At 63.5% G+C, this 23,573-nt stretch carries 15 protein-coding genes; 10 read left to right on the forward strand and 5 right to left on the reverse strand.

Features of this window, described 5'->3' with window-relative positions:
- Positions 1 to 49: 49 nt before the first annotated feature.
- Both G7009_RS14270 and putP read right to left on the reverse strand, forming a co-directional pair.
- On the reverse strand, positions 50 to 886 hold the full coding sequence (locus tag G7009_RS14270) for a 23S rRNA (adenine(2030)-N(6))-methyltransferase RlmJ (RefSeq protein ID WP_181130719.1): 837 nt from the start codon (positions 884 to 886) through the stop codon (positions 50 to 52).
- A gap of 127 nt (positions 887 to 1,013) precedes the next feature.
- Entirely contained in the window at positions 1,014 to 2,498 is a 1,485-nt protein-coding gene (putP, locus tag G7009_RS14275; RefSeq protein ID WP_181130720.1) for a sodium/proline symporter PutP, read from the reverse strand.
- 353 nt (positions 2,499 to 2,851) lie between these two features.
- On the opposite strand from putP, the gene putA reads away from it, so the two are divergent.
- The 10 genes from putA (at position 2,852) to yccS (ending at position 20,407) form a co-directional block, all read left to right on the forward strand.
- Positions 2,852 to 6,805: a trifunctional transcriptional regulator/proline dehydrogenase/L-glutamate gamma-semialdehyde dehydrogenase gene (putA, locus tag G7009_RS14280; RefSeq protein WP_181130721.1), complete on the forward strand. Its 3,954-nt coding sequence runs from the start codon at positions 2,852 to 2,854 to the stop codon at positions 6,803 to 6,805.
- Between the two features lie 299 nt (positions 6,806 to 7,104).
- Positions 7,105 to 8,163: a cell division protein ZapE gene (gene zapE / locus G7009_RS14285; protein WP_181130722.1), complete on the forward strand. Its 1,059-nt coding sequence runs from the start codon at positions 7,105 to 7,107 to the stop codon at positions 8,161 to 8,163.
- A gap of 92 nt (positions 8,164 to 8,255) precedes the next feature.
- On the forward strand, positions 8,256 to 9,008 hold the full coding sequence (locus G7009_RS14290; protein WP_181130723.1) for a sulfite exporter TauE/SafE family protein: 753 nt from the start codon (positions 8,256 to 8,258) through the stop codon (positions 9,006 to 9,008).
- Between the two features lie 167 nt (positions 9,009 to 9,175).
- The gene (locus G7009_RS14295; protein ID WP_181130724.1) at positions 9,176 to 10,978 is read left to right on the forward strand and encodes an acyl-CoA dehydrogenase; all 1,803 of its coding nucleotides are present in this window, start codon (positions 9,176 to 9,178) and stop codon (positions 10,976 to 10,978) included.
- Between the two features lie 30 nt (positions 10,979 to 11,008).
- A complete protein-coding gene (locus tag G7009_RS14300; protein WP_181130725.1) occupies positions 11,009 to 12,451 on the forward strand; it encodes a TldD/PmbA family protein in 1,443 nt (480 codons plus the stop codon).
- Positions 12,451 to 13,782, forward strand: a complete 1,332-nt coding sequence (locus G7009_RS14305; protein ID WP_181130726.1) for a TldD/PmbA family protein — start codon at positions 12,451 to 12,453, stop codon at positions 13,780 to 13,782. The genes G7009_RS14300 and G7009_RS14305 overlap by 1 nt, the downstream gene beginning before the upstream one ends.
- A gap of 270 nt (positions 13,783 to 14,052) precedes the next feature.
- The gene (mdtD, locus tag G7009_RS14310; protein WP_181130727.1) at positions 14,053 to 15,480 is read left to right on the forward strand and encodes a multidrug transporter subunit MdtD; all 1,428 of its coding nucleotides are present in this window, start codon (positions 14,053 to 14,055) and stop codon (positions 15,478 to 15,480) included.
- A gap of 106 nt (positions 15,481 to 15,586) precedes the next feature.
- Positions 15,587 to 16,924, forward strand: coding sequence for an ATP-dependent RNA helicase DbpA (dbpA, locus tag G7009_RS14315; RefSeq protein ID WP_375139559.1), 1,338 nt, complete (start codon positions 15,587 to 15,589; stop codon positions 16,922 to 16,924).
- 20 nt (positions 16,925 to 16,944) lie between these two features.
- Positions 16,945 to 18,126, forward strand: a complete 1,182-nt coding sequence (locus G7009_RS14320; protein WP_181130729.1) for a BaiN/RdsA family NAD(P)/FAD-dependent oxidoreductase — start codon at positions 16,945 to 16,947, stop codon at positions 18,124 to 18,126.
- A 100-nt stretch (positions 18,127 to 18,226) separates the two neighbouring features.
- On the forward strand, positions 18,227 to 20,407 hold the full coding sequence (yccS, locus tag G7009_RS14325) for a YccS family putative transporter (protein WP_181130730.1): 2,181 nt from the start codon (positions 18,227 to 18,229) through the stop codon (positions 20,405 to 20,407).
- 25 nt (positions 20,408 to 20,432) lie between these two features.
- On the opposite strand, the gene G7009_RS14330 is transcribed toward yccS, so the two are convergent.
- The 3 genes from G7009_RS14330 to G7009_RS14340 are packed head-to-tail and all read right to left on the reverse strand — an operon-like array spanning position 20,433 to position 23,409.
- Positions 20,433 to 20,729, reverse strand: a complete 297-nt coding sequence (locus tag G7009_RS14330; RefSeq protein WP_181130731.1) for a winged helix-turn-helix domain-containing protein — start codon at positions 20,727 to 20,729, stop codon at positions 20,433 to 20,435.
- A gap of 19 nt (positions 20,730 to 20,748) precedes the next feature.
- The gene (locus G7009_RS14335; RefSeq protein ID WP_181130732.1) at positions 20,749 to 21,249 is read right to left on the reverse strand and encodes a M48 metallopeptidase family protein; all 501 of its coding nucleotides are present in this window, start codon (positions 21,247 to 21,249) and stop codon (positions 20,749 to 20,751) included.
- A 39-nt stretch (positions 21,250 to 21,288) separates the two neighbouring features.
- On the reverse strand, positions 21,289 to 23,409 hold the full coding sequence (locus tag G7009_RS14340; protein WP_181130733.1) for a putative bifunctional diguanylate cyclase/phosphodiesterase: 2,121 nt from the start codon (positions 23,407 to 23,409) through the stop codon (positions 21,289 to 21,291).
- Positions 23,410 to 23,573 lie beyond the last annotated feature (164 nt).

Here is a 23,573-nt window from a genome sequence, read left to right on the forward strand (position 1 = left end):
GTGAGCCGTCACAGCGCCGCCTCTGAATCAAACGGAATCGGCTGTCGGGTTATTCCGCGATCAGCCAGTCCATGCGCCAGCTGCCCTCGCTCTGGGCCAGCTCGCTCGCCAGCCAGGGCAGCAGCTCACGCAGCTCGTCCTCCAGCCCCCACGGCGGGTTGGCGATGGCCAGGCCCGAACCGTTGAGCCCTTGCGGGCTGTCCTGGGGATGCACGTAGAGCTCGGCCCGCAGCAGCTTGGGCGCGCCGGTGCTGGTGAGATCCTGATAGAAACGGGTCAACTGGCGTTGATCCTTGATCGGGTACCAGATCGCTGCGACGGTCTGGCGCATGCGGCCGATCGCCTCCTTGATCGCCATGCAGCAGCGCTTGAGCTCGTCGGCCTGCTCGAAGGGTGGATCGATCAGCATCACCGCGCGCTTTTCCTGCACCGGCAGCAGGGCCCGAGGCACATGCCAGCCCTCGCCAAGGTGCACGGTCACGCGCGGGTCCTTCTTCATGTTTTCCTTGAGCAACGGCCCGTCTTCGGGGTGTTTCTCGTTGAGCAGCACGCGATCCTGCTGGCGCATCAGGCGTCGCGCCAACTCGGGCGAGCCAGGGTAGTAGCGCAACTCGCCTTCCGGATTGAGACGCTTGATGATGCGCAGATAGTCGGCGGTAACGGCGGGAAGGTCATCGCGTCCCCATAGGCGGGCCACGCCTTCGAGGTACTCGCCGGTGCGCGTCGCCTGGTCACCCTGCAGGTCGTACAGGCCGAGCCCGGCATGGGTATCGAGATAGGCGAACGGCTGTTCCTTGCGCGACATCAGCGCGATCAGTCGGGTCAGCACGATATGTTTGAAGACGTCGGCATGGTTGCCGGCGTGAAAGGCGTGACGATAGTTCATGGCAACTCCTGCAGGACGGGGAAGTTTACCTTGTCGCGCCACGTCCGTCAGGCGAAGCCCGCCGAAACGACAGCGGCCCGTGCTTCCGGGGAGGCACGGGCCGCTTCAGGCGTCGTTCAACGCTGCATCACTTGTTGGCGTGGTAGTCCGCCTCGGCGCTGTCGAAGCGCGACAGCATGGTGGCGGTCGGACGACCCATCTTGCTGACCAGCAGGATGACGATACTGGCCAACAGGAAGCCCGGGATGATTTCATACAGCCCGATGGTATCGACCTGCTTCCACACCACCACGGTCACGGCGCCGACCACGATACCGGCCAGCGCGCCGTTGCGGGTCATGCCCTTCCACAGCACGGAGATCAGGATCACCGGACCGAAGGCGGCACCGAAGCCGGCCCAGGCATAGGACACCAGACCCAGCACGCGGTTTTCCGGGTTCGAAGCGATGAAGATGGCGATCAGCGCAACGGCCAGGACCATCATGCGGCCGACCCATACCAGCTCACCCTGCGACGCATTCTTGCGCAGGAAGGCCTTGTAGAAGTCCTCGGTCAGCGCGCTGGAGCAGACCAGAAGCTGGCAGCTCAAGGTACTCATGACCGCCGCCAGGATGGCCGACAGCAGCACACCGGCAACCCAGGGGTTGAAGAGGATCTTCGCCAGCTCGATGAACACACGCTCAGGGTTCTCGGTGACCGGACCGGCGAGGTCAGGATTGGCCGAGAAGTAGGCGATGCCGAAGAAGCCGACGGCGCAGGTACCGGCCAGGCAGAGGATCATCCAGGTCATGGAGATACGGCGTGCCTTGGCGATCGACTTGACCGAATCGGCAGCCATGAAGCGCGCCAGGATGTGCGGCTGACCGAAGTAGCCCAGACCCCAGCCCATCAGCGAGATGATGCCGATGAAGGTCGCGCCCTTGAACATGTCGAAGTGCGCCGGATTCTGCGCCTCGATCGCCAGGAAGGTAGTATCGATGCCACCGGTGGAAATCAGCACGATGATCGGCGTGAGGATCAGCGCGAAGATCATCAGCGATGCCTGCACGGTATCGGTCCAGCTGACCGCCAGGAAGCCACCCACGAAGGTGTAGGCGATGGTGGCGGCGGCACCGGCCCACAGCGCGGTTTCATAGGACATGCCGAAGGTGCTTTCGAACAGGCGAGCCCCCGCGACGATGCCGGACGCGCAATAGATGGTGAAGAAGACCAGGATGACGATGGCGGAAATGACCCGCAGCATGCCGCTCTTGTCCTCGAAGCGACTGGCGAAATAATCCGGCAGGGTGAGGGCATCGCCATTGTGCTCGGTCTGCACACGCAGACGACCGGCGACGAACAGCCAGTTCAGGTAGGCGCCGACGGTCAGGCCGATGGCGATCCAGGCTTCGGAAAGACCGGACATGTAGATGGCGCCCGGCAGGCCCATCAGCAACCAGCCACTCATGTCCGAAGCACCGGCCGAGAGCGCGGTCACCACGGAACCGAGGCTGCGCCCGCCAAGAATGTAGTCGGAAAGGTTTTTGGTGGAGCGATAGGCTATGAAGCCGATCAAGACCATTATTGCGATGTAGATCACGAAGGTAATCGTGAGGGGATTACTTGCACCCATGTTGTTGTGCCCTGGCGTTTGTTTTTATCTTGCAACCACATTGTGCGCAGTTGCACCCAGCGGGCGAATCCTATGCAACATTCTTTATAAGGTGCAACCATTTTCACCAACTAAGTTGCACCTTGTAGGGCTTGCCCTACAAATGGCGTTTTTTTGCTCCTTTTTGGAGCAAAGATAGGATTATTCATATCAAAACGCACCATGAATGCCCAGTTTCCCCAGGGTCTTTCCATGATCGGACGAGTTGCACCATTTCTTGTAAAAATTTGGGTTGCACAAGGTTGCACCCGAATTGCCCTGCAGCTAATCTTGCGCCAGCTTAAGCCACACCGTGGCAATAATGAGGACAAGAAATGGCGACTACCACCCTTGGGGTCAAACTCGACGACCCGACCCGCGAACGACTCAAAGTAGCTGCGCAGTCCGTTGACCGCACGCCGCATTGGTTGATCAAGCAGGCAATCTTCAATTACCTGGAGAAGCTCGAGGGTGGCGCTACTCTGACCGAAATAAACGGTCAGGCCGCCACGACGGCGGAAGATATCGGCGAAGTACCCGCTGATCATACTCACCAGTGCTTCCTCGAGTTCGCCGAGAGCATCCTGCCGCAGTCCGTCCTGCGTTCGGCCATCACCGCCGCCTACCGCCGCCCGGAAGCCGAGATGGTACCGATGCTGCTGGAGCAAGCGCGTCTGCCCGCCCCTCAGGCGGAGGCCACCAACAAGCTGGCCGCGCGTATCGCCGACAAGCTGCGCAATCAGAAAAGCGCCAGCGGTCGCGCCGGGATCGTCCAGGGCCTGCTGCAGGAGTTCTCCCTGTCCTCGCAGGAAGGCGTGGCACTGATGTGCCTGGCCGAAGCCCTGTTGCGTATTCCCGACAAAGGCACCCGTGACGCCCTGATCCGCGACAAGATCAGCACCGGCAACTGGCACCCGCACCTGGGCAACAGCCCGTCGCTGTTCGTCAACGCCGCGACCTGGGGCCTGCTGCTGACCGGCAAGCTGGTCTCGACCCACAACGAATCCGGCCTGACTTCCTCGCTCAGCCGCATCATCGGCAAGAGCGGCGAGCCGATGATCCGCAAGGGCGTCGACATGGCCATGCGCCTGATGGGCGAACAGTTCGTCACCGGCGAGACCATTGCCGAGGCCCTGGCCAACGCCAGCCGTTTCGAGTCCAAGGGCTTCCGCTACTCCTACGACATGCTTGGCGAAGCCGCGTTGACCGAGCACGACGCGCAGAAGTACCTGGCGTCCTACGAGCAGGCGATCCACTCCATCGGCAAAGCCTCCCATGGCCGTGGCATCTATGAAGGCCCGGGCATCTCCATCAAGCTGTCGGCGCTGCATCCGCGCTACAGCCGCGCGCAGTACGAGCGTGTGATGGAAGAGCTCTATCCGCGCCTGCTGTCGCTGACCCTGATGGCCAAGCAGTACGACATCGGCCTGAACATCGACGCCGAGGAGGCCGACCGCCTGGAGCTGTCGCTGGACCTGCTCGAGCGCCTGTGCTTCGAGCCGCAACTGGCCGGCTGGAACGGCATCGGTTTCGTCATCCAGGCCTACCAGAAGCGCTGCCCGTACGTGATCGACTACGTCATCGACCTGGCGCGCCGCAGCCGTCATCGCCTGATGATCCGCCTGGTCAAGGGCGCGTACTGGGATAGCGAGATCAAGCGCGCCCAGCTCGAGGGTCTCGAAGGCTATCCGGTCTACACCCGCAAGGTGTACACCGACGTGTCGTACATCGCCTGCGCGCGCAAGCTGCTCGCGGCGCCGGAAGCCATCTATCCGCAGTTCGCCACGCACAACGCCCATACCCTCTCGGCCATCTATCACATCGCCGGCCAGAACTACTACCCGGGCCAGTACGAGTTCCAGTGCCTGCACGGCATGGGCGAGCCGCTGTACGAGCAGGTCGTCGGCAAGATCGCCGATGGCAAGCTGAACCGTCCTTGCCGCGTCTATGCGCCGGTCGGCACCCATGAAACGCTGCTGGCCTACCTGGTCCGCCGCCTGCTGGAAAACGGCGCCAACACCTCGTTCGTCAACCGTGTCGCCGACCATAGCCTACCGATCCAGGAGCTGGTCGCCGATCCGGTCGTCAGCATCGAGCAAATGGCTACCCAGGAAGGCAGCACCGGCCTGACCCACCCGCGCATCCCGATGCCGCGTGACCTGTACGGCGCCGAGCGGACCAACTCGGCCGGTATCGACATGGCCAACGAACACCGCCTGGCGTCGCTGTCCTGCGCCTTGCTGGCCAGCGCGCACACCGACTGGAAGGCCGCTCCCCTGCTAGGTTGCGCCGCCAGCGAAGAAGCACCGATCGCGGTCATCAACCCGTCCGATCACCGCGACAAGGTCGGCCAGGTCCAGGAAGCGACCGTGGGCGATGTCGACAACGCCATCCAGTGCGCCATCAATGCGGCGCCGATCTGGCAGGCCACGCCGCCAACCGAACGCGCCGCGATTCTCGAGCGCACCGCCGACCTGATGGAAGCCGAGATCCAACCGCTCATGGGCCTGCTGGTCCGCGAAGCCGGCAAGACCTATCTCAATGCCATCGCCGAAGTCCGCGAGGCCGTCGACTTCCTGCGTTACTACGCGGTGCAGGCGCGCAACGACCTCAGCAATGACACTCACCGCCCGCTGGGCCCGGTCGTGTGCATCAGCCCGTGGAACTTCCCACTGGCGATCTTCACTGGTCAGGTTGCTGCCGCGCTGGCCGCCGGCAACCCGGTCCTGGCCAAGCCCGCCGAGCAGACTCCGCTGATCGCCGCCCAGGCCGTGCGCCTGCTGCTCGAGGCAGGCATCCCCGAAGGTGTCCTGCAGATGCTGCCGGGTCGTGGCGAAACTGTCGGCGCCCGCCTGGTCGGTGACGATCGCGTCAAGGGCGTGATGTTCACCGGCTCCACCGAAGTGGCGCGCCTCCTGCAACGCAACATTGCCGGCCGCCTGGACAGTCAGGGCCGCCCGATCCCGCTGATCGCCGAAACCGGCGGCCAGAACGCCATGATCGTCGACTCCTCGGCGCTCACCGAACAGGTTGTGATCGACGTAGTGTCCTCGGCCTTCGACAGTGCCGGCCAGCGCTGCTCCGCCTTGCGCGTGCTCTGCCTGCAGGAGGATTCCGCCGACCGCGTCATCGAGATGCTCAAGGGTGCCATGGCGCAGAATCGCCTGGGCAACCCGGAGCGCCTGTCCGTGGACATCGGCCCGGTGATCGACGCCGAGGCCAAGGCCGGTATCGAGAAGCACATCCAGGGCATGCGCGAAAAAGGTCGCTCGGTGTACCAGGTGGCCATCGCCGATGCCGAGGAATGCAAGCGCGGCACCTTCGTCATGCCGACCCTGATCGAACTGGAAAGCTTCGACGAACTCAAGCGCGAGATCTTCGGCCCGGTGCTGCACGTGGTGCGCTATAACCGCCGCAACCTCGACCAGTTGATCGAACAGATCAATGCGTCCGGCTACGGCTTGACCCTGGGCGTGCATACCCGTATCGACGAGACGATCGCCAAGGTCGTGGACAACGTCAATGCAGGCAACGTCTATGTCAACCGCAACGTCGTTGGCGCCGTGGTCGGCGTGCAGCCGTTCGGTGGCGAAGGCCTGTCCGGTACCGGCCCCAAGGCTGGCGGCCCGCTGTACCTGTATCGCCTGCTGTCGACCCGTCCGGCCGATGCCATCGAGCAGCACTTCCAGCGCACCGACGGCGACACCAAGGTCGACACCGCCCTGCGCGATCAGCTGCTCAAGCCACTCCAGGCCCTCAAGACCTGGGCAGGCAACAACCAGCAGACCGAGCTGGCGGCGCTGTGCGAACAGTACGCCCGGCAATCCCAGAGCGGCGTGAGCCGCCTGCTGCCAGGCCCGACCGGCGAGCGCAACAGCTACACCATCCTGCCGCGCGAGCACGTGCTGTGCCTGGCCGAGAGCGAATCGGACCTGCTGATCCAACTGGCCGCGGTTCTGGCGGTAGGCAGCTCGGCGGTATTCCAGGACGGCGAGCCGGGCAAGTCCCTGCGCGCTCGCCTGCCGAAGGAGCTGCAAGCCAGGATCAAGCTGGTCGCCGACTGGCACAAGGACGAGGTGGTCTTCGAAGCCGTCCTGCACCACGGCGACTCCGACCAACTGCGTGACGTCTGCGGGCAGGTGGCCAAGCGTGCCGGTGCCATCGTCGGTGTCCACGGTCTGTCATCCGGTGATACCCAGATCGCCCTCGAGCGCCTGGTGATCGAGCGCGCATTGAGCGTCAACACCGCCGCCGCGGGTGGTAACGCGAGCTTGATGACCATCGGCTGACAGCCGTGACTGGCCCCCTGCGAACGCTGTGGCAACGCGGCTTCGCGGGGGTACCGGTCAATCTTCGCGTGATACGTCCTGCGCCACGCTTGCTGCAAAGGCGCCTGGCGCGACTTCCCGCCTGTTTTTCGCGATCCTGGCCCATTGACCCTACGACCTGCCGTTCCCCTCGAACATGTAGCTCCTCCTGGGCCATTGCGTTGTCGCGCTCGGTCGCCCGAGTGCCCGGCGCCTGCCTATCGACAACAGCGAAACCTCGCTAACATGGCCTCGGGAATCATCACAGCAAGGACTGTCCAATGCAGCACATTGTTTCCCGGATCGAGGCGGTTGCGGCATCCCGTGGCTATACCCTGGACGCACACCAGCGTGCCTGCGTTCTGCGGCTTGGCCAGCTGGCGGAGGATGTCCTGCACAGACCCCTGATTCGACTTCGCAAGCCCAGGGGGCTTTATGTCTGGGGACCGGTGGGTAGAGGCAAGAGCTTCTTGCTGGACACTTTCTTCGACGCGTTACCGTTTGAAGAAAAGAAGCGCGTTCACTTCCACGAGTTCTTCCGGGAATTGCATCAACGTCTGTTCGAACTGTCCGGTAGCGACCATGGCATGGACGATGCGCTCGACGAAATGCTCAAGGACTGCAAGCTGCTTTGTTTCGACGAGTTCCACTTGCACGACATCGGCGATGCCATGTTGATCAGCCGAGTGTTCAAAGCCATCTTCGCTCGCGACTGCCTGCTGTTGACCACGTCGAACTATGCCCCCGAAGGCTTGTTGCCCAACCCGCTTTACCATGAACGGTTCCTGCCTGCGATCCGCCTGATCGAAGCGCACATGGATATCGTATCGATCGCCGGCGATATCGATTACCGCAGCCTGGCCAATGAAGGCTCCGATACCTTCGGACGGGGCGCGTTCATCTCTCCCGGCTCCTCGTCGCAGCGCGAGCGACTGGGTCTTCCGACTCCGGGCACCGAGAGAACGGTACTGCAGGTAAACCATCGCCCGCTGCACGCCATCACGGTATCGGACACGTGCCTGCATCTGAGCTTCAGCGACATCTGCGAGGCGCCCACGGCAACGATGGACTACCTGGCGCTGGTCAAACGGTACCCCTGCTGGATCATCGAAGACGTCCCCCGTATATCCAAGGCTTCAGCGGCCGCTCAGCAACGGTTTCTCAACCTGGTGGATGTGCTTTACGACAAACGCTGCACGGTATTCATGATCAGCGCGCTGCCTCTGATCGAGGCGATCGACCATTGTGACATCGCCGACATCGTCAGGACCCGCAGCCGCCTCTCGCAGATGAGGCAGTTGGACAAGGAGGCAACAGAGGAAGCGGCAGCATGCCAATAAATTAATTGGTCGTATTGCCCGGTATAACGAATCGTTTGAATCTTTCCCACATTGGCAGGAACGCCAGACAATAACAAAAATGGACTTCGATAATGAGTGATGCCTTCGCTATTGGCCTGCCCGGCTATGTCGTGATGTTCGCAACCTTGTTGTGCGCCTACGTGATCTTCGGCATTGCCGGATTCGGTACCGCATTGGTCGCCAGTCCCATCCTGGCGCTCTATATCCCCATCGCCAAGATAGTCCCCCTGCTCGCACTGATGGATCTCTGCGCAGCGGTGGTCAATGTCAGCCGCGACGGACGCAAGGCCGATTGGACGGAGCTCGGGCGCCTGGTTCCGCTCATGGTCATCGGCAGCCTGATCGGCGCCGCCATCCTCATCAAGACCAAGCCCGATATCCTGCTCCTGGCACTGGGCCTATTCGTGGTGGGATATTCCATCTACTCGCTCAGCGGCCTCAAGCCGGACCGCTCCTTCTCCCCCGCATCGGCAATCCCGTTCGGCTCGGTCGGTGGAGTCTTCAGCGCCCTGTTCGGCAGCGGTGGCTTCATCTATGCCATCTACCTCAGCGGTCGACTCAAGGACAAGAACGCGATGCGGATCACGCAGACGACGTTGATCGGCCTGAGTACCTTGACCCGCGTGGTGCTGTTCGCGATCGCCGGGGTCTACCTGGACACTAGCCTGCTCTGGCTCGCCCTGTTCCTGGCGCCAGGCATGTTGATCGGCATCACGCTAGGCCGTCGCCTCACGCTCAACATGTCCAGGGAACAGTTCCTGAAGCTGATCAATATCGTCGTGCTCGCCTCGGGCGTGATGCTGATCATTCGCTATTTCGCCTGAACTGCGCCGGCCAACTACTTGTTCCAAGCGGGCCTATCCAATATCGGCACGCTTGTACGAAGCATCCGCAAAGCCTGTGGTATCTATAACCATCACTCGCATTGATTGCCCTGTCCACGTACCAACCTGCTGCATAGACTCTCCTGATCCCTACCAGGAATGTCGCCATGTCCGAGTCTCTGCTCTGCAACCGCAATCTCGCCTTCGAGCTCTATGAAGTCCTGGACGCCGAGGCGCTGACCCGGCGCGCGCGTTTTGCCGAACATGACCGGGCAACCTTCGATGCTGCGCTGGACACCGCTCGCGAGATTGCCGAGCGTTATTTCGCGCCGCATAACCGCAAGGCCGACGAACAGGAGCCGCGCTTTGTCGAGGGGCGCGCGCAGCTGATCGCCGAGGTCGGGCCGGCGGTACAGGCTTTTCTCGATGCCGGTTTTCTGAATGCCAACCGCGACTTCGAGGTGGGCGGGATGCAGCTGCCGACGCTGGTGTCGCAAGCCTGCTTCGCGCATTTCCAGGCAGCCAACGCCGCGACCACCGCTTACCCTTTCCTGACCATGGGGGCCGCCAATCTGATCGAGGCCTTCGGCAGCGAAGAGCAGAAACGGCTCTTCCTGCAGCCGATGATCGACGGCCGTTGCTTCGGCACCATGGCCTTGACCGAGCCTCACGCAGGCTCGTCGCTCGCCGATATCCATACCCGCGCCCAGCCGGCAGACGATGGCCACTATCGTCTGCGGGGCGCCAAGATCTTCATTTCCGCGGGCGACCATGAGCTGTCGGAGAATATCGTCCATCTGGTACTGGCCAAGCTGCCGGACGCACCGCCCGGCGTCAAAGGCATCTCCTTGTTCATCGTGCCCAAGTTCCTGATCAATGCCGATGGCAGCCTGGGACCGCGCAACGATGTGCAATTGGCAGGGCTGTTCCACAAGATGGGCTGGCGTGGCACGACTTCGACAGCGCTCGATTTCGGTGCCAACGGCGCGTGCATCGGCTACCTGGTGGGACAACCGCATCAGGGGCTGGCCTACATGTTCCAGATGATGAACGAGGCGCGCATCGGCGTTGGCATGGGCGCGGTAATGCTGGGCTACGCCGGCTACCTGCACTCGCTGGACTACGCTCGCCAGCGCCAGCAGGGGCGTCTGGCGGACAACCGCGATCCGCTCGCCAACGCCACGCCGATCATTGCCCACACTGACGTCAAGCGCATGCTGCTGGCGCAGAAAGCCTATGTGGAAGGCGGATTCGACCTGGGCCTGTATGCCGCGCGGTTGTTCGATGACAGCAGGACCGCCGATACACCGATGGAGCGACAGCAGGCCCAGGAACTGCTCGACCTGCTCACTCCGGTGGTGAAGTCATGGCCCTCCGAGTTCTGCCTGAAAGCCAACGACCTTGCCATTCAAGTCCTCGGTGGTCATGGCTATACCCGCGACCATCCTGTCGAGCAGTACTACCGTGACAACCGGCTGAACCCGATCCACGAGGGCACCCATGGCATCCAGTCCCTCGACCTGCTCGGCCGCAAGCTGGCCCAGAACGATGGAGCCGGGCTCAAGCACCTGATGCGCCTGATGGTCACCACCTGTGAACGCGCTGGCGGCTATCCAGGGCTCGATGGCCTGCGCCAGCCCCTGCAGCGGCTGTTGGCCGACCTGCAGGACGTCACCCTGAGCCTGCTTGGCGATCTGCGCGAAGGCAAGAGTGTCCGCGCGCTGGCCAACTCTGCCTTGTACCTAAAGGCATTCGGCCATGGCGTGGTCGGCTGGCGCTGGCTCGAGCAGGCGATCCATGCCGAACGAGGCCTGGTCCTGGGAAACGAGGCCGATCGATCCTTCTATCTCGGCAAGTTGCAGGCCGCGCGCTATTTCCTGACCTGGGAGGTGCCGGGCTGCCATAATGAGCTGGCATTGCTCGCGGCCCGTGACGACACCTGCCTAGGCATGCGCGACGCGTGGTTCTGAGGGAACCACCGCCCACACGGAGGTTCCTGCATGTTCGATTCAAGCGCCCTGCTGCGTCAGCGCTTTGCCGCGCTGCGCAGCCAGGCCGAGTTCTTTTCCCTGCGCCATGTGAGGCAATCCTTCCAGTCTCTGTCGGTGCGCCGCAACGTGGCCGAACCACCTTCGTTCAGCGAAGACCAAGGCGCCATGCTGACGGTGCGCGTGAAGGGTGTCGAAGCCTACGCGGCCACCGCCGATCTTTCCCAGACCGGCCTGCAGCGGGCCTTGGAGCAAGCTGAGGGGCTTGCCCGGGAAATTGCCGCGCATGCGCTGCTCGACCTCGGCGACCAGCCGGTGGCCAGCGGACGTCACGATCACTTGTCTCCAAACCTCGATCGCCCCTTGCCCAGCCTCGGCGAATGGCTGGACCTGCTCGCTCGCGAATCGGCCAGCGTGCCCAAGGATCCGCGCTTGGTGGACTGGCAGGCGAGCCTGGGGATCGGTCACGTCGAGCAGATTTTCCTGAGTTCTGCCGGCGCCGAGCTGCGTCATGCCCAGCGCTTCCTGTTTCCTGGCGTCAGCGTGACCGCCAGTGATGGGCATGACAGCCAGAGCCGTAGTCTGGGTCGGGAAAACTTTGGCCAGCAAGGCGGCCTGGAAGTCATCGAACGCTGTGGGCTGGTGGGCGCGAGCGCCTCTGTCGCCGACCAGGCCTTGCAACTGCTGCTGGCCCCGAATACACCGAGCGGCGCGCGCGACCTGCTACTGATGCCTGACCAGATGATGCTGCAGATCCATGAATCCATCGGCCACCCGCTGGAGATGGACCGAATCCTGGGCGACGAACGCAACTATGCCGGCACCAGCTTCGTCAAGGCCAGCGACTTCGGCCGGTTGCAGTACGGTTCGGCGAAGCTCAACGTAACCTTCGATCCCAGCATTGACGAAGAACTGGCCAGCTACAGCCACGACGATGACGGCACGTCCGCCAGCAAACAATTCCTGATCCGCGACGGACTGCTGCTGCGCCCGCTCGGCGGTGCCTTGTCGCAGCACCGCTCGGGCCTGCAGGGCGTGGCCAACAGCCGGGCGTGCAGCTGGAACCGCGCGCCGATCGACCGCATGGCCAACCTCAATATCGAGCCGGGCGACCGGTCGCTGGAGCAACTGATCGCGGGCATCGAGCATGGGATATTGATGCGCACCAATCGCTCCTGGTCCATCGACGACGCGCGCAACAAGTTCCAGTTCGGCTGCGAATGGGGCCAGCTTATCGAGCAAGGCGAGCTCAAGGGCGTGGTCAAGAACCCCAATTACCGAGGTGTTTCCGCGCAATTCTGGCGCAACCTCAGCGCGGTCGGCGATCGCAGCACCTTGCAGGTATTGGGTACGCCCAACTGCGGCAAGGGCGAACCCAACCAGGTGGTCCGCGTGGGCCACGCTTCGCCGGCCTGTGTGTTCAGCCAGATCGACGTATTCGGAGGGGACGCCTGATGACCTGTACAGCACTGCAGCGCTTCGAAGACCTGGTCGCGGCCCTGCGCGATGCGAGCCGAGCCGACGAACAGTTCACCTTGGGCTACAACGCCGAGCACTCACGCTTCATCCGCTTCAATCATGCCAAAGTGCGCCAGGCCGGAGAGGTCAGCCAGGCCAGCGCCTTGCTGCGACTGGTGCATGACCGACGCCAGGCCGAGGTGCAGTTCACCTTAGGCGATGATCGCCAGCTCGACCGCCAACGGCTGGGCGAAGCCTTGGAGAAACTGCGCCGGACCTTGCCACTGCTGGCTGCCGACCCTTACCTGCGCCTGGACGAAAGCCCTTGGCAAAGCCGGGACGTGCAGGCGCAACCGCTGCCCGCGTGCAGCGACGTGCTGGCCCAGATCGAACAAGGCGCGAGCACGCTCGACCTGGTCGGAATCTATGCCGCCGGGTCCATCTGCCGAGGATTCGCCAGCTCCTTCGGGGCTTTCGGCTGGCACCAGGCGAACAGTTTCAATCTCGACTGGAGCCTGTTCCACGCCAATGGCCAGGCGGTCAAGGCCAACTACGCCGGCCAGGCATGGGACAGCCAGGCCTTGGCCGTTCGCCTTCAGCAGGCCCGCAACCAGCTTGAGCTCCTGGGCCGTCCCGGTATGACCCTCACGCCTGGCAGCTACCGCGCCTACCTGGCGCCCGCGGCCATGGACGAGATCGTCGGCCTGCTCGGCTGGGGAGGTTTCTCTGCCCAGGCTCTGGCCACGGGCAACAGCGCCCTGCAACGGTTGTACAACGGCGATGCCCAATTGAGCCCACGGGTAAGTATCGACGAGCAGGTCACCGGCTCGCTCAGCCCGATGTTTTCCAACGAAGGCGCGCTCCGTCGCGACGTGCGGCTGGTCGGCGAGGGTCGCGCCCTTGAACGACTGGTCAGTGCCCGCAGCGCCGCCGAGTTCGCCCTCCAGGCCAACGGCGCCGACAGCCACGAGTCGCCTTGCGCGCTGAGCCTGGCGCCAGGCAACCTGCCCTCGTCGCAGATCCTCGAACGCCTCGGTACCGGCCTGTATATCAGCAACCTCTGGTATCTGAACTATTCGGACCTGCCCGCTGCGCGGATGACCGGTCTGACCCGTTTCGCCACGTTCTGGGTCGAGGACGGGCGGATCCAGGCACCCGTCAGTACCATGCGTTTCGATGACAGTCTGTACAATCTGCTCGGCAGCCAACTGGAGGACCTGACCCACGAGCGTGAGCTCATCCTCTCGACCAGCACCTACGAGCAACGGCAAACCGGATCGAGTCATCTGCCTGGCGCGCTGGTCAAAGGCCTGACACTGACGCTGTAGCAGCAAGATAAATTCTCGGGGGGGCCGCTGATTTCGAGGTGCCATTGCGGGCCTCTTCGTGGGCAAGCCCGCTCCCACACGATGGACTGCCCCCAGGAAGTCGGACACCGAACCAACTCTTGGAGGGCAATCCACAATCCGCGTAGAGCTCGATATTCGGGCTTCGCAGGAACCATGTGGGAGCGGGCTTGCCCGCGAAGAGACCTGCAATGACACACCGAAAGAGGCGCTTCTCACCCGGCAATCTCAGCCAGGAAGCTTGAGGCCCACATGCCCGAACGCATACCGCTGGATCCCGACACCGCCCGCTGGATTCCCTGGGTGGTGGCAATCGCCTTCTTCATGCAGTCGCTGGACGGCACCATCCTCAACACTGCCCTCCCGGCCATGGCGACTTCGCTGGCGGAGAATCCGCTACGCATGCAGGGCGTCATCATCGCTTACATGCTGACCGTCGCCCTGCTGATCCCCGCGTCGGGCTGGATCGCCGACCGCTTCGGCACCAAACGTATCTTCTTCAGCGCCATCCTGCTGTTCAGTTTCGGCTCGCTGCTGTGCGCGCTGGCCGGCAGCCTGAGTCAACTGGTCATCGCGCGGATCATCCAGGGCCTGGGCGGTGCCCTGATGCTGCCGGTGGGTCGGCTGGTGGTACTGCGCGCCTATCCACGCTCGGAACTGATGCGGATCATGAGTTTCATCACCATTCCCGGCCTGCTTGGCCCACTGCTCGGGCCGACCCTGGGCGGCTGGCTGGTGGAGATCCTCAGCTGGCACTGGATCTTCCTGCTCAACCTGCCGGTGGGAGCGCTGGGCTGCTACGCCGTATGGAAATTCATCCCCGACCTGCGAGGCTCGGAGCGGACGCGCTTCGACGGCGTGGGCTTCCTGCTCTTCGGCGCGGCGATGGTGCTCATCACCATCGCCATGGAAGGGCTGGGCGAACTGCACCTTCCTCACTTGCGGGTGATGCTCCTGCTGTTCGCCGGCATGGCCTGCCTGGCAGCCTACTGGCTGCGCGCGGGGCGCATAGACAACCCGTTGTTCTCGCCACGGCTGTTCCGGGTGCGGACCTTTTCGGTGGGCATTCTCGGCAACCTGTTCGCCCGCCTCGGCAGCGGTGCCCTGCCTTTCCTGGTCCCCCTGCTGCTGCAGGTGGCGCTGGGGTATTCACCCTCCCAGGCCGGCATGAGCATGATCCCGTTGGCGGCGGCGGCGATGGTGGCCAAGTCGATCGCCCGTCTCCTGATCGAGCGCCTGGGGTATCGCATCATCCTCACCGGCAACACGCTGCTGCTCGGCATACTGCTGGCCAGCCTGGGCCTGATCGATGAACAGACACCTTATGCCGTGCTGCTGGTCCAGTTGTCGCTACTCGGCGCGGTGAACTCGATGCAGTTCACCGCAATGAATACCGTGACGCTGATCGACCTCGACGACGCCAGCGCCAGCAGTGGCAACGGCCTGCTGTCGGTGGTGGCGCAACTGGCCTTGAGCCTGGGCGTGGCGTGCGCTGGCGCGCTGCTCGGTGGTTTCACCGCCGCGGGCAACGCCGACGGCGTCGAGACGACCCTGGGCGCGTTCCAGCTGACCTTCGTGACCATCGGCGTGATGACCATGCTGGCGGCGGCGATCTTCCTGCAATTGGCACCGACGGACGGAAGGCGTGCTCGTCGTCCGGAACCGGAGATCGAAGCTTAGGGCGAATGGCCACGAGGCTGGTAGACTGTGCGGCATTTTTGCTTACCAGGCCCGCCTCGTGACCACCACCGCTACCGCCTTCGCCACCTTGCCGCTGTCCGCCGCCATGCTGGCCAACCTGGACGCCCTCGGCTATGCCCAGATGACGCCGATCCAGGCCCAGAGCCTGCCCGTCATTCTCAGGGGCCAGGACCTGATCGCCCAGGCCAAGACCGGCAGCGGCAAGACCGCCGCCTTTGGTATCGGCCTGCTCAACCCGCTCAATCCTCGCTACTTCGGGTGCCAGTCGCTGGTGCTCTGTCCGACCCGCGAACTGGCCGACCAGGTGTCCAAGGAGCTGCGCCGCCTGGCGCGCGCCGAAGACAACATCAAGATCCTGACCCTGTGCGGCGGCGTCTCCCTGGGGCCGCAGATCGCCTCGCTGGAGCACGGCGCGCACATCATCGTCGGCACGCCGGGCCGGATCCAGCAGCACCTGGACAAGGGCACCCTGGTGCTCGACGGCCTCAACAGCCTGATCCTGGATGAAGCCGACCGTATGCTCGACATGGGCTTTTACGACGCCATCGCCAGCATCATCGGGCGTACCCCGGCGCGGCGCCAGACCTTGCTGTTCTCGGCCACCTACCCGTCCGGCATCGAGCAACTGGCTGCCGCCTTCATGCGCCAGCCGCAGCAGGTCAGGGTCGAATCCCAGCATGCCGACAGCCAGATCGAGCAACGCTTCATCGAGATCGACGCCCAGCAGCGCCTGGACGCCGTGACCCGCGTCCTGGGCCATTTCCGTCCGCAATCGTGCGTGGCGTTCTGCTTCACCAAGCAGCAGTGCGAAGAGGTGGTCGAGCATCTCAAGGCCAAGGGCATCGCCGCGCAGTCGCTGCATGGCGATCTGGAGCAGCGCGACCGCGACCAGGTTCTGACGATGTTCGCCAACCGCAGCACCTCGGTACTGGTGGCCACCGATGTCGCCGCCCGCGGCCTGGACATCGACGGCCTGGACATGGTCCTCAACGTCGAACTGGCACGCGATGCCGAGATCCACGTACACCGTGTCGGGCGTACCGGCCGCGCCGGCGAGAAGGGCCTGGCGATCAGCCTGGTGGCACCCGCCGAGGGCCATCGCGCCCAGGCCATCGAAGACCTGCAGAAGCATCCGCTGCGTTGGGAACAGCTCGACAGCTTCAAGAGCAAGGGTGGCGAGCCGTTGCTGCCGACCATGTCCACCCTGTGCATCGCCGCGGGGCGCAAGGACAAGCTGCGTCCTGGCGACATCCTTGGCGCGCTTACCGGCGAAGCCGGGATACCTGGCAAGCAGGTGGGCAAGATCGCCATCTTCGACTTCCAGGCCTTCGTTGCCGTGGAGCGCGACGTCGCCCGACAGGCCCTGCAGCGCCTGAACAGCGGCAAGATCAAGGGGCGCGCACTGAAAGTGCGGATCGTCTGATCGTCTTGCGAGGAACCACCGTGCACACCTGCGATGTGATCATCATCGGCGCCGGCGCCGCCGGCCTGATGTGCGCCCTGACCGCCGCCTACCGCGGTCGTCGGGTGCAACTGCTCGACCATGCCAACAAGCCGGGGAAGAAGATTCTCATGTCCGGTGGCGGTCGCTGCAACTTCACCAACCTGTACACAGAACCGGCCAACTTCCTCTCGCAGAACCCGCACTTCTGCAAGTCGGCCCTGGCTCGCTATACCCAGTGGGACTTCATCGAACTGGTGGCCAAGCACGCCGTGCCCTACCACGAGAAGAAACTTGGCCAGCTGTTCTGCGACAACAAGTCCAGCGACATCCTCGAGATGCTGCTGAGCGAGTGTGACCGAGCCGGCGCGGCGCTGCGCATGGACACGCGCATCGAGCAGATCGAGAAGACCGAGTCCGGCTACCTGCTGGAAACCAGCGCCGGCCAGTTCGCCTGCCAGTCCCTGGTGATCGCTACCGGCGGCCTGTCGATCCCGACCCTGGGCGCGACCGGCTTCGGCTACCAGGTTGCCCGGCAGTTCGGCCACACCTTGTTGCCCACCCGCGCCGGGCTGGTGCCCTTCACCATCACCGAGCCCCATTTGAAGGCACTGTGCACGGAGTTGTCGGGCACATCGCTCGATTGCACCGTGAGCTGCAATGACACGACCTTCCGCGAGAACCTGCTGTTCACCCATCGCGGTCTGAGCGGCCCGGTGATCCTGCAGATCTCCTCGTTCTGGGAGGCCGGCGACTGCATCGAGATCAACCTGATGCCCGATCACGATGCACTGGCCTGGCTGCAACAACAGCAGGCCGAGCGCCCCAACAGCGAACTGAAGACGCTGCTGGGCGAGGTCTTCACCCGCAAGATGGCCAACCTGGTTGCCGAGCAGTGGTTCGTCTCCAAGCCCATGAAGCAATACACGCCCGCGGAGCTCGCGCAGATCGCCGAAAGACTGTCCGCCTGGCAGGTCGTGCCAGCCGGTACCGAGGGCTATCGCACGGCCGAAGTGACGCTGGGCGGGGTCGATACCCGCGAGGTGTCGTCCAAGACCATGGAGTCGCTGAAGAGCCCGGGGCTGTATTTCATTGGCGAAGTGCTGGACGTCAGTGGTCACCTGGGCGGTTTCAATTTCCAGTGGGCCTGGGCTTCGGCCAACGCCGCGGCGCAGTTCGTCTAAGGTAGAATCCCGCGGCACGGAACGCTTCTTGCTGTCCGTGCCGCGGGACGACGGAAGATCGTCCTGTCCGGTTTCCTTCGATCACTGCCAGCAGGCCATCATGTCTTCGTCGTCCTTCCGCCATTCCTTGCGTCGCCTGTGGGCTCTCGACAAATTCAGCTACAGCATCCGGGTGCTGATCGCACTCACCGGCAGCATGGCGCTGTGCTGGCACCAGGACGAAATGGCCCTGCTGATTCCGTTGTTCCTCGGCATCATCGCCAGCGCCCTGGCTGAAACCGATGACAGCTGGCAAGGCCGTCTGAATGCCCTGGCCGTGACCCTGGTGTGCTTCACCGTGGCGGCCCTGTCGGTGGAATTGCTGTTTCCCTACCCTCTGCTCTTCGTCTGCGCCATGGCCCTGGCGGCATTCTGCCTGACCATGCTGGGCGCGCTGGGCGAGCGTTACGGGGCAATCGCCTCGGCGACCCTGATCCTGTCGGTGTACACCATGATCGGTGTGGACCAGCGCGGCGGTGAAGTCACCGATTTCTGGCACGAGCCCCTGCTGCTGGTGGCCGGCGCGGCCTGGTATGGCCTGCTGTCGGTGCTGTGGCAGGCGTTGTTCTCCAATCAGCCGGTACAGCAGAGCCTGGCCCGACTGTTCTATGAGCTGGGTCGCTACCTCAAGCTCAAGGCCAGCCTGTTCGAGCCGATCCGCAACCTGGACGTCGAGGCTCGGCGCCTGGAACTGGCGCAGCAGAACGGCAAAGTGGTGGCTGCGCTCAATGCGGCCAAGGAAATCATCCTGCACCGCGTGGGCAACAGCCAGCCCAACTCCAAGGTCAGTCGCTACCTCAAGCTGTACTTTCTGGCCCAGGACATCCACGAGCGTGTCAGCGCCTCGCACTATCCCTACAACGCGCTGGCCGAGGCGTTTTTCCACAGCGACGTGATGTTCCGCTGCCAACGCCTTCTGCGCCAGCAAGGCACTGCCTGCCAGCAATTGTCGGTTTCCCTGCGCCTGCGCCAGCCGTTCGTCTACGACACCGGCTTCGCCGAGGCGCTCGAAGACCTGCACGCTTCCCTCGAGCACCTGCGCACCCAGAACAACCCGGCCTGGCGCGGCCTGCTGCGCTCGCTGCGCGCCCTGGCCAACAACCTGGCGACCCTGGATCGCCTGCTCGGTGCCGCCAGCAGCCCGGACAGCCTCGCCGATGCCAGCGACAGCAGCCTGCTGGATCGCTCGCCGCGCAGCTTCAAGGACGTCTGGATTCGCCTGCGCACCCAGCTCACGCCCACTTCGCTGATCTTTCGGCATGCGCTGCGCCTGCCCCTGGCACTGTCCATCGGCTACGGCATGGTGCACCTGATCCATCCGACCCAAGGGTACTGGATCATCCTTACCACGCTGTTCGTCTGCCAGCCCAATTACGGCGCAACGCGTCGCAAGCTGGGGCAGCGGATCATCGGCACGGCCATCGGCCTCACGGTCGGCTGGGCGCTGTTCGACCTGTTCCCCAGCCCGATCGTCCAGTCGCTGTTCGCGGTGACCGCCGGGGTGGTGTTCTTCGTCAATCGCACCACGCGCTACACCTTGGCCACGGCGGCGATCACCTTGATGGTGCTGTTCTGCTTCAACCAGACCGGTGATGGCTACGGCCTGTTCCTGCCGCGCCTCTTCGATACGCTGGTCGGCAGCCTGATCGCCATCCTGGCGGTGTTCCTGTTCCTTCCTGACTGGCAGGGCCGCAGGTTGAACAAGGTACTGGCCAACACCCTGACCTGCGCCAGCCAGTACCTGCGCCAGATCATGGAGCAGTACGCCAATGGCAAGCGTGACGACCTGGCCTACCGCCTGGCGCGGCGCAACGCCCACAACGCCGATGCCGCGCTGTCCACGACGCTGTCGAACATGCTCATGGAACCTGGCCATTTCCGTAAGGAGGCCGACGTCGGTTTTCGCTTCCTGGTGCTCTCGCACACCTTGCTGAGTTACCTCTCGGGCCTGGGCGCGCACCGCGACACCGTATTGCCTGGCGAGGTACGGGAACAGTTGATCGATGGCGCCGGTACCCGCCTGGCCGACAGCCTGGACGAGATCGCCAATGGACTTTCCGCCAAGTTACCGATCGCCATTCACAGCGATGCCGAGGACGCATTGGCCGATGCGCTGGAGCAGATGCCCGAGGAACTGGATGAGCATCAGCGGCTGGTGCAGACGCAATTGGCGCTGATCTGCCGCCAGCTCGGCCCGCTGCGCACCCTGGCCGCGCACCTGGTCAAGGGCACGCCGAACTGAGCGACGCTGCGGCGCAGGACACTGTTCAGGGGTAGCCGAGGACTTCTCGGACTTGCGCCAGATGAGCGGCGATCCATTGCTTGTCGATCGCGCCCCAGTCACGGATACGGTAGTGCCCGGCATGGCGGCGGGCGCCGTCCTGTTGCTCGAATTCGCAGATGATGTCCAGGTCGGCCAGCGCGGTGATGGTGTCCTGGGCCGTCCGGCGGGGCATGCCGGTCGCTTCCATCAGTGCGGGTACGCTCGAGGCTGTCTGGCTATCGATCAGCCAGGCTACGTAGAGCCGTCGGTAGAAGCTGCTCTTGGTCTTGCTTACGTCCATCTGCATCGATCCTTGTGGTTCAGGTGGCGCCGGGCAGTTCCCGGTAGGTCAGGTAGACCCGGAGATCGAACTCCAATTGGTGATAGGCCGGCTCCATGTGCTCGCAGAGCTGGTAGAAGGCCTTGCTGTGATCGCGCTCCTTGAGGTGCGCCAGCTCGTGCACGACGATCATGCGCAGGAACTGCGGCGCTGCGTCCTTGAACAGCGAGGCTATGCGGATTTCCTTCTTCGCCTTCAGCTTCCCGCCCTGGACCCGCGACACGGCGGTGTTGAGCCCGAGGGCACGGTGCGTCAGGTCCAATCGATTGTCGAACAAGACCTTGTCGAGACTGGGCGCGCTACGCAGGTACTCCTGCCTAAGGCCCTGGGCATAGGCATAAAGCGCCTTGTCGCTCTGCACCTGATGGCGATCGGCATAGCGCTGGCGCAGGTAATCGCCCAGGCGGTCGCTGGCGATCAGCTGGCGTATCTGATCCTGCAGATGCTGTGGGTAGGCTTGCAAGTAGCGTAGTGCGGTCATGACGACGGAGTCGGCCGAAGAAGGGCAGAGTTTATCCAATCATGACGCGGGCCAGGGGAAAATCACCGGGAAATCGCTCGCCTTCTCTGGGGGCATCGGGTGGGCAACCAGGAAGCCCTGCACATATTCGCAGCCGTTGGCCTTCAACCAATCGGCCTGGGCCTGGGTCTCCACGCCTTCGGCGATCACCGTGATGCCATAGTCCAGGCACAGCTCGATGACGCTGCGAGCCAAGGCGACATCCGCGCGGGAGTCGGGCAGCCTGGCAACCAGATGGCGGTCCAGCTTCAAGGTATCGATGGGCAGGTCACGCAGCATGCGCAGCGAGCAGTCACCGGCGCCGAAATCGTCCAGCGCGACCCGCACGCCCAGCTCGCGCAGTCGATGCACCTGTTTGACCGCTGCGTCGATGTTGTACATCAACGAGGTCTCCGCCACCTCGACCTCCAGCTGCGAGGGCAGCAGACCATGCTCCAGAATGACCCGTTGCAGCTCGTCGACCAGTGACGGCAGGGTGAACTGAGCCTGGCTCAGGCTGATCGCCAGCACCAGCTCGTGATCGAAGCACGGGTACCAAGCCCGTCGCTGAGCGGCGCCCTTGTCATAGATCCAGCTAGCCAGCCGGTTGATCAACCGCGCTTCTTCGAGCAAAGGAATGAACAGCCCGGGCGGGACGTCGCCGACGCTGGGATGCTGCCAGCGCAGCAAGGCTTCGAAGCCGCGCAGACGACCGTCGGCAAAGGCCACCTGAGGCTGGTAGACGAGGTTGAAATCCTCCTGCTCGATCGCCGCGCGCACGCTGTTTTCGAGCATCAGGCGCGAGTGCGCACGACCATTGAGCTCCTGATCGTAAAAGCGATACTGCTGACGCCCTGCCTGCTTGGCCGCATACATGGCCGCGTCTGCCGCGCGAATCAGAGCGTCGACACTCGTCCCACACTCGGGATAGGTAGCGATGCCGATGCTGACACCCAGGCAGACATCGAGCCCATCCACTTGACGGCACATCGACATGCGCTCGAGCAGTTTTTCGGCATACCGCCCTGCCTGTTCGGGATAGAGCAGGCCGTCGAACAACGCGGTGAACTCATCACCGCCCATGCGCGCCAGCAGCGCCTGGCTGCCAAGACAATCCTTGATCTGCTCCGCGACCCAGCGCAGGATCTGATCACCTGCTTCGTGCCCCAGGGTGTCGTTGATTCTCTTGAAGCCGTCCAGGTCCATGTACATCAGGGCCTGGGTCTTGTCCGAGCGTTCGGTGCGCAGCAGCGCGCCCTCGACAGCCTGATGAAAACCACGACGATTGAGCAGCCCGGTCAACGGGTCGGTCACGGCTTGATACTCGAGCTGCTGATGCAGGCTGCGTACCACCGACATGTCGAGGACCGTCACCACCATGGCCCGCTGCTCGACCGGCAATGGGGCACAGGACAGCGCAACAGGCACCAGTTGTCCTGCCGGGGTTCGCAGATGGCCATCATGGACACGGAGGATCGTCCGTTCCCGGTAGGCCTGGTAGAACGCCGACTCTCGCCACAGGCAGGGACCCGACAGCTGGATCAGGTCCAGAAAATGCGCACCTCGAAGCTGCTCCACCGAGGCCTGGAGCAGACGCGACGCCTCTGGGTTGGCAAAGCTGATCACGCCGGCTTCCTCCACGACGAGAATACCTTCCGCGGCATTCTCCAGGATCGAAGCATTGAATGCCCTTGCCGCCTCGAGGTCACGGGTCAGGCGCTGCAGCATCCGCCGGTTGCGTTGCTGATCGAGCAGGGCCTGGACCTTCGGCTTGAGGATCTGGGGGTCGAAGGGTTTGAACAGATAATCCACCGCGCCGCTGGCATAGCCCTTGATCACGGAGGCCTGGGACTGTTCGTTGGCGGTCAGGAAGATGATCGGCGTCAGGCGCGTGCGCTGGCTGCCGCGCATCAGGCGGGCGACTTCGAAGCCGTCCATCTCGGGCATCTGCACATCGAGCAGAACCAGGTCCACCTCGTGCTCGAGCAGCGCGCTCAAGGCTTCCGTGCCTGAGCTGGCCGTCAGCACCTGCCAGTCCTGGCGGGTCAACAAGGCTCGCATGCTGAGCAGGTTCTCCGGGTAGTCATCCACGACCAGCAGAACCGAGCTGCCGTGGGATGCAGAAGAGTAAGCGCAATCCATACTGTTCCAGAGCTCCAACGACCACGTCCAGTTTGGATCCGATAATCTACTCTAGTTCGGAGCAGCAAAGACACAAAACAATCAGTTGGCCATCACTGAAAAAACGGGTGACTTTCGACCGGCGGTTGTACCTTGCGGACAGTAGGGAGCCATAAAAAAACCCG

Origin of the sequence: Pseudomonas capeferrum, assembly GCF_013523055.1 — a bacterium.
In the GTDB taxonomy this organism is placed as follows: domain Bacteria; phylum Pseudomonadota; class Gammaproteobacteria; order Pseudomonadales; family Pseudomonadaceae; genus Aquipseudomonas; species Aquipseudomonas capeferrum_A.

Coding starts and splice junctions, on each gene's coding strand:
- dbpA (WP_375139559.1), top strand. CDS start 15,587: ATGCTGGCCAACCTGGACGCCCTCGGCTATGCCCAGATGACGCCGATC.
- G7009_RS14295 (WP_181130724.1), top strand. CDS start 9,176: ATGTCCGAGTCTCTGCTCTGCAACCGCAATCTCGCCTTCGAGCTCTAT.
- G7009_RS14335 (WP_181130732.1), bottom strand. CDS start 21,249: ATGACCGCACTACGCTACTTGCAAGCCTACCCACAGCATCTGCAGGAT.
- G7009_RS14330 (WP_181130731.1), bottom strand. CDS start 20,729: ATGGACGTAAGCAAGACCAAGAGCAGCTTCTACCGACGGCTCTACGTA.
- G7009_RS14340 (WP_181130733.1), bottom strand. CDS start 23,409: ATGGATTGCGCTTACTCTTCTGCATCCCACGGCAGCTCGGTTCTGCTG.
- G7009_RS14305 (WP_181130726.1), top strand. CDS start 12,451: ATGACCTGTACAGCACTGCAGCGCTTCGAAGACCTGGTCGCGGCCCTG.
- zapE (WP_181130722.1), top strand. CDS start 7,105: ATGCAGCACATTGTTTCCCGGATCGAGGCGGTTGCGGCATCCCGTGGC.
- G7009_RS14290 (WP_181130723.1), top strand. CDS start 8,256: ATGAGTGATGCCTTCGCTATTGGCCTGCCCGGCTATGTCGTGATGTTC.
- G7009_RS14270 (WP_181130719.1), bottom strand. CDS start 886: ATGAACTATCGTCACGCCTTTCACGCCGGCAACCATGCCGACGTCTTC.
- putP (WP_181130720.1), bottom strand. CDS start 2,498: ATGGGTGCAAGTAATCCCCTCACGATTACCTTCGTGATCTACATCGCA.
- G7009_RS14300 (WP_181130725.1), top strand. CDS start 11,009: ATGTTCGATTCAAGCGCCCTGCTGCGTCAGCGCTTTGCCGCGCTGCGC.
- putA (WP_181130721.1), top strand. CDS start 2,852: ATGGCGACTACCACCCTTGGGGTCAAACTCGACGACCCGACCCGCGAA.
- mdtD (WP_181130727.1), top strand. CDS start 14,053: ATGCCCGAACGCATACCGCTGGATCCCGACACCGCCCGCTGGATTCCC.
- yccS (WP_181130730.1), top strand. CDS start 18,227: ATGTCTTCGTCGTCCTTCCGCCATTCCTTGCGTCGCCTGTGGGCTCTC.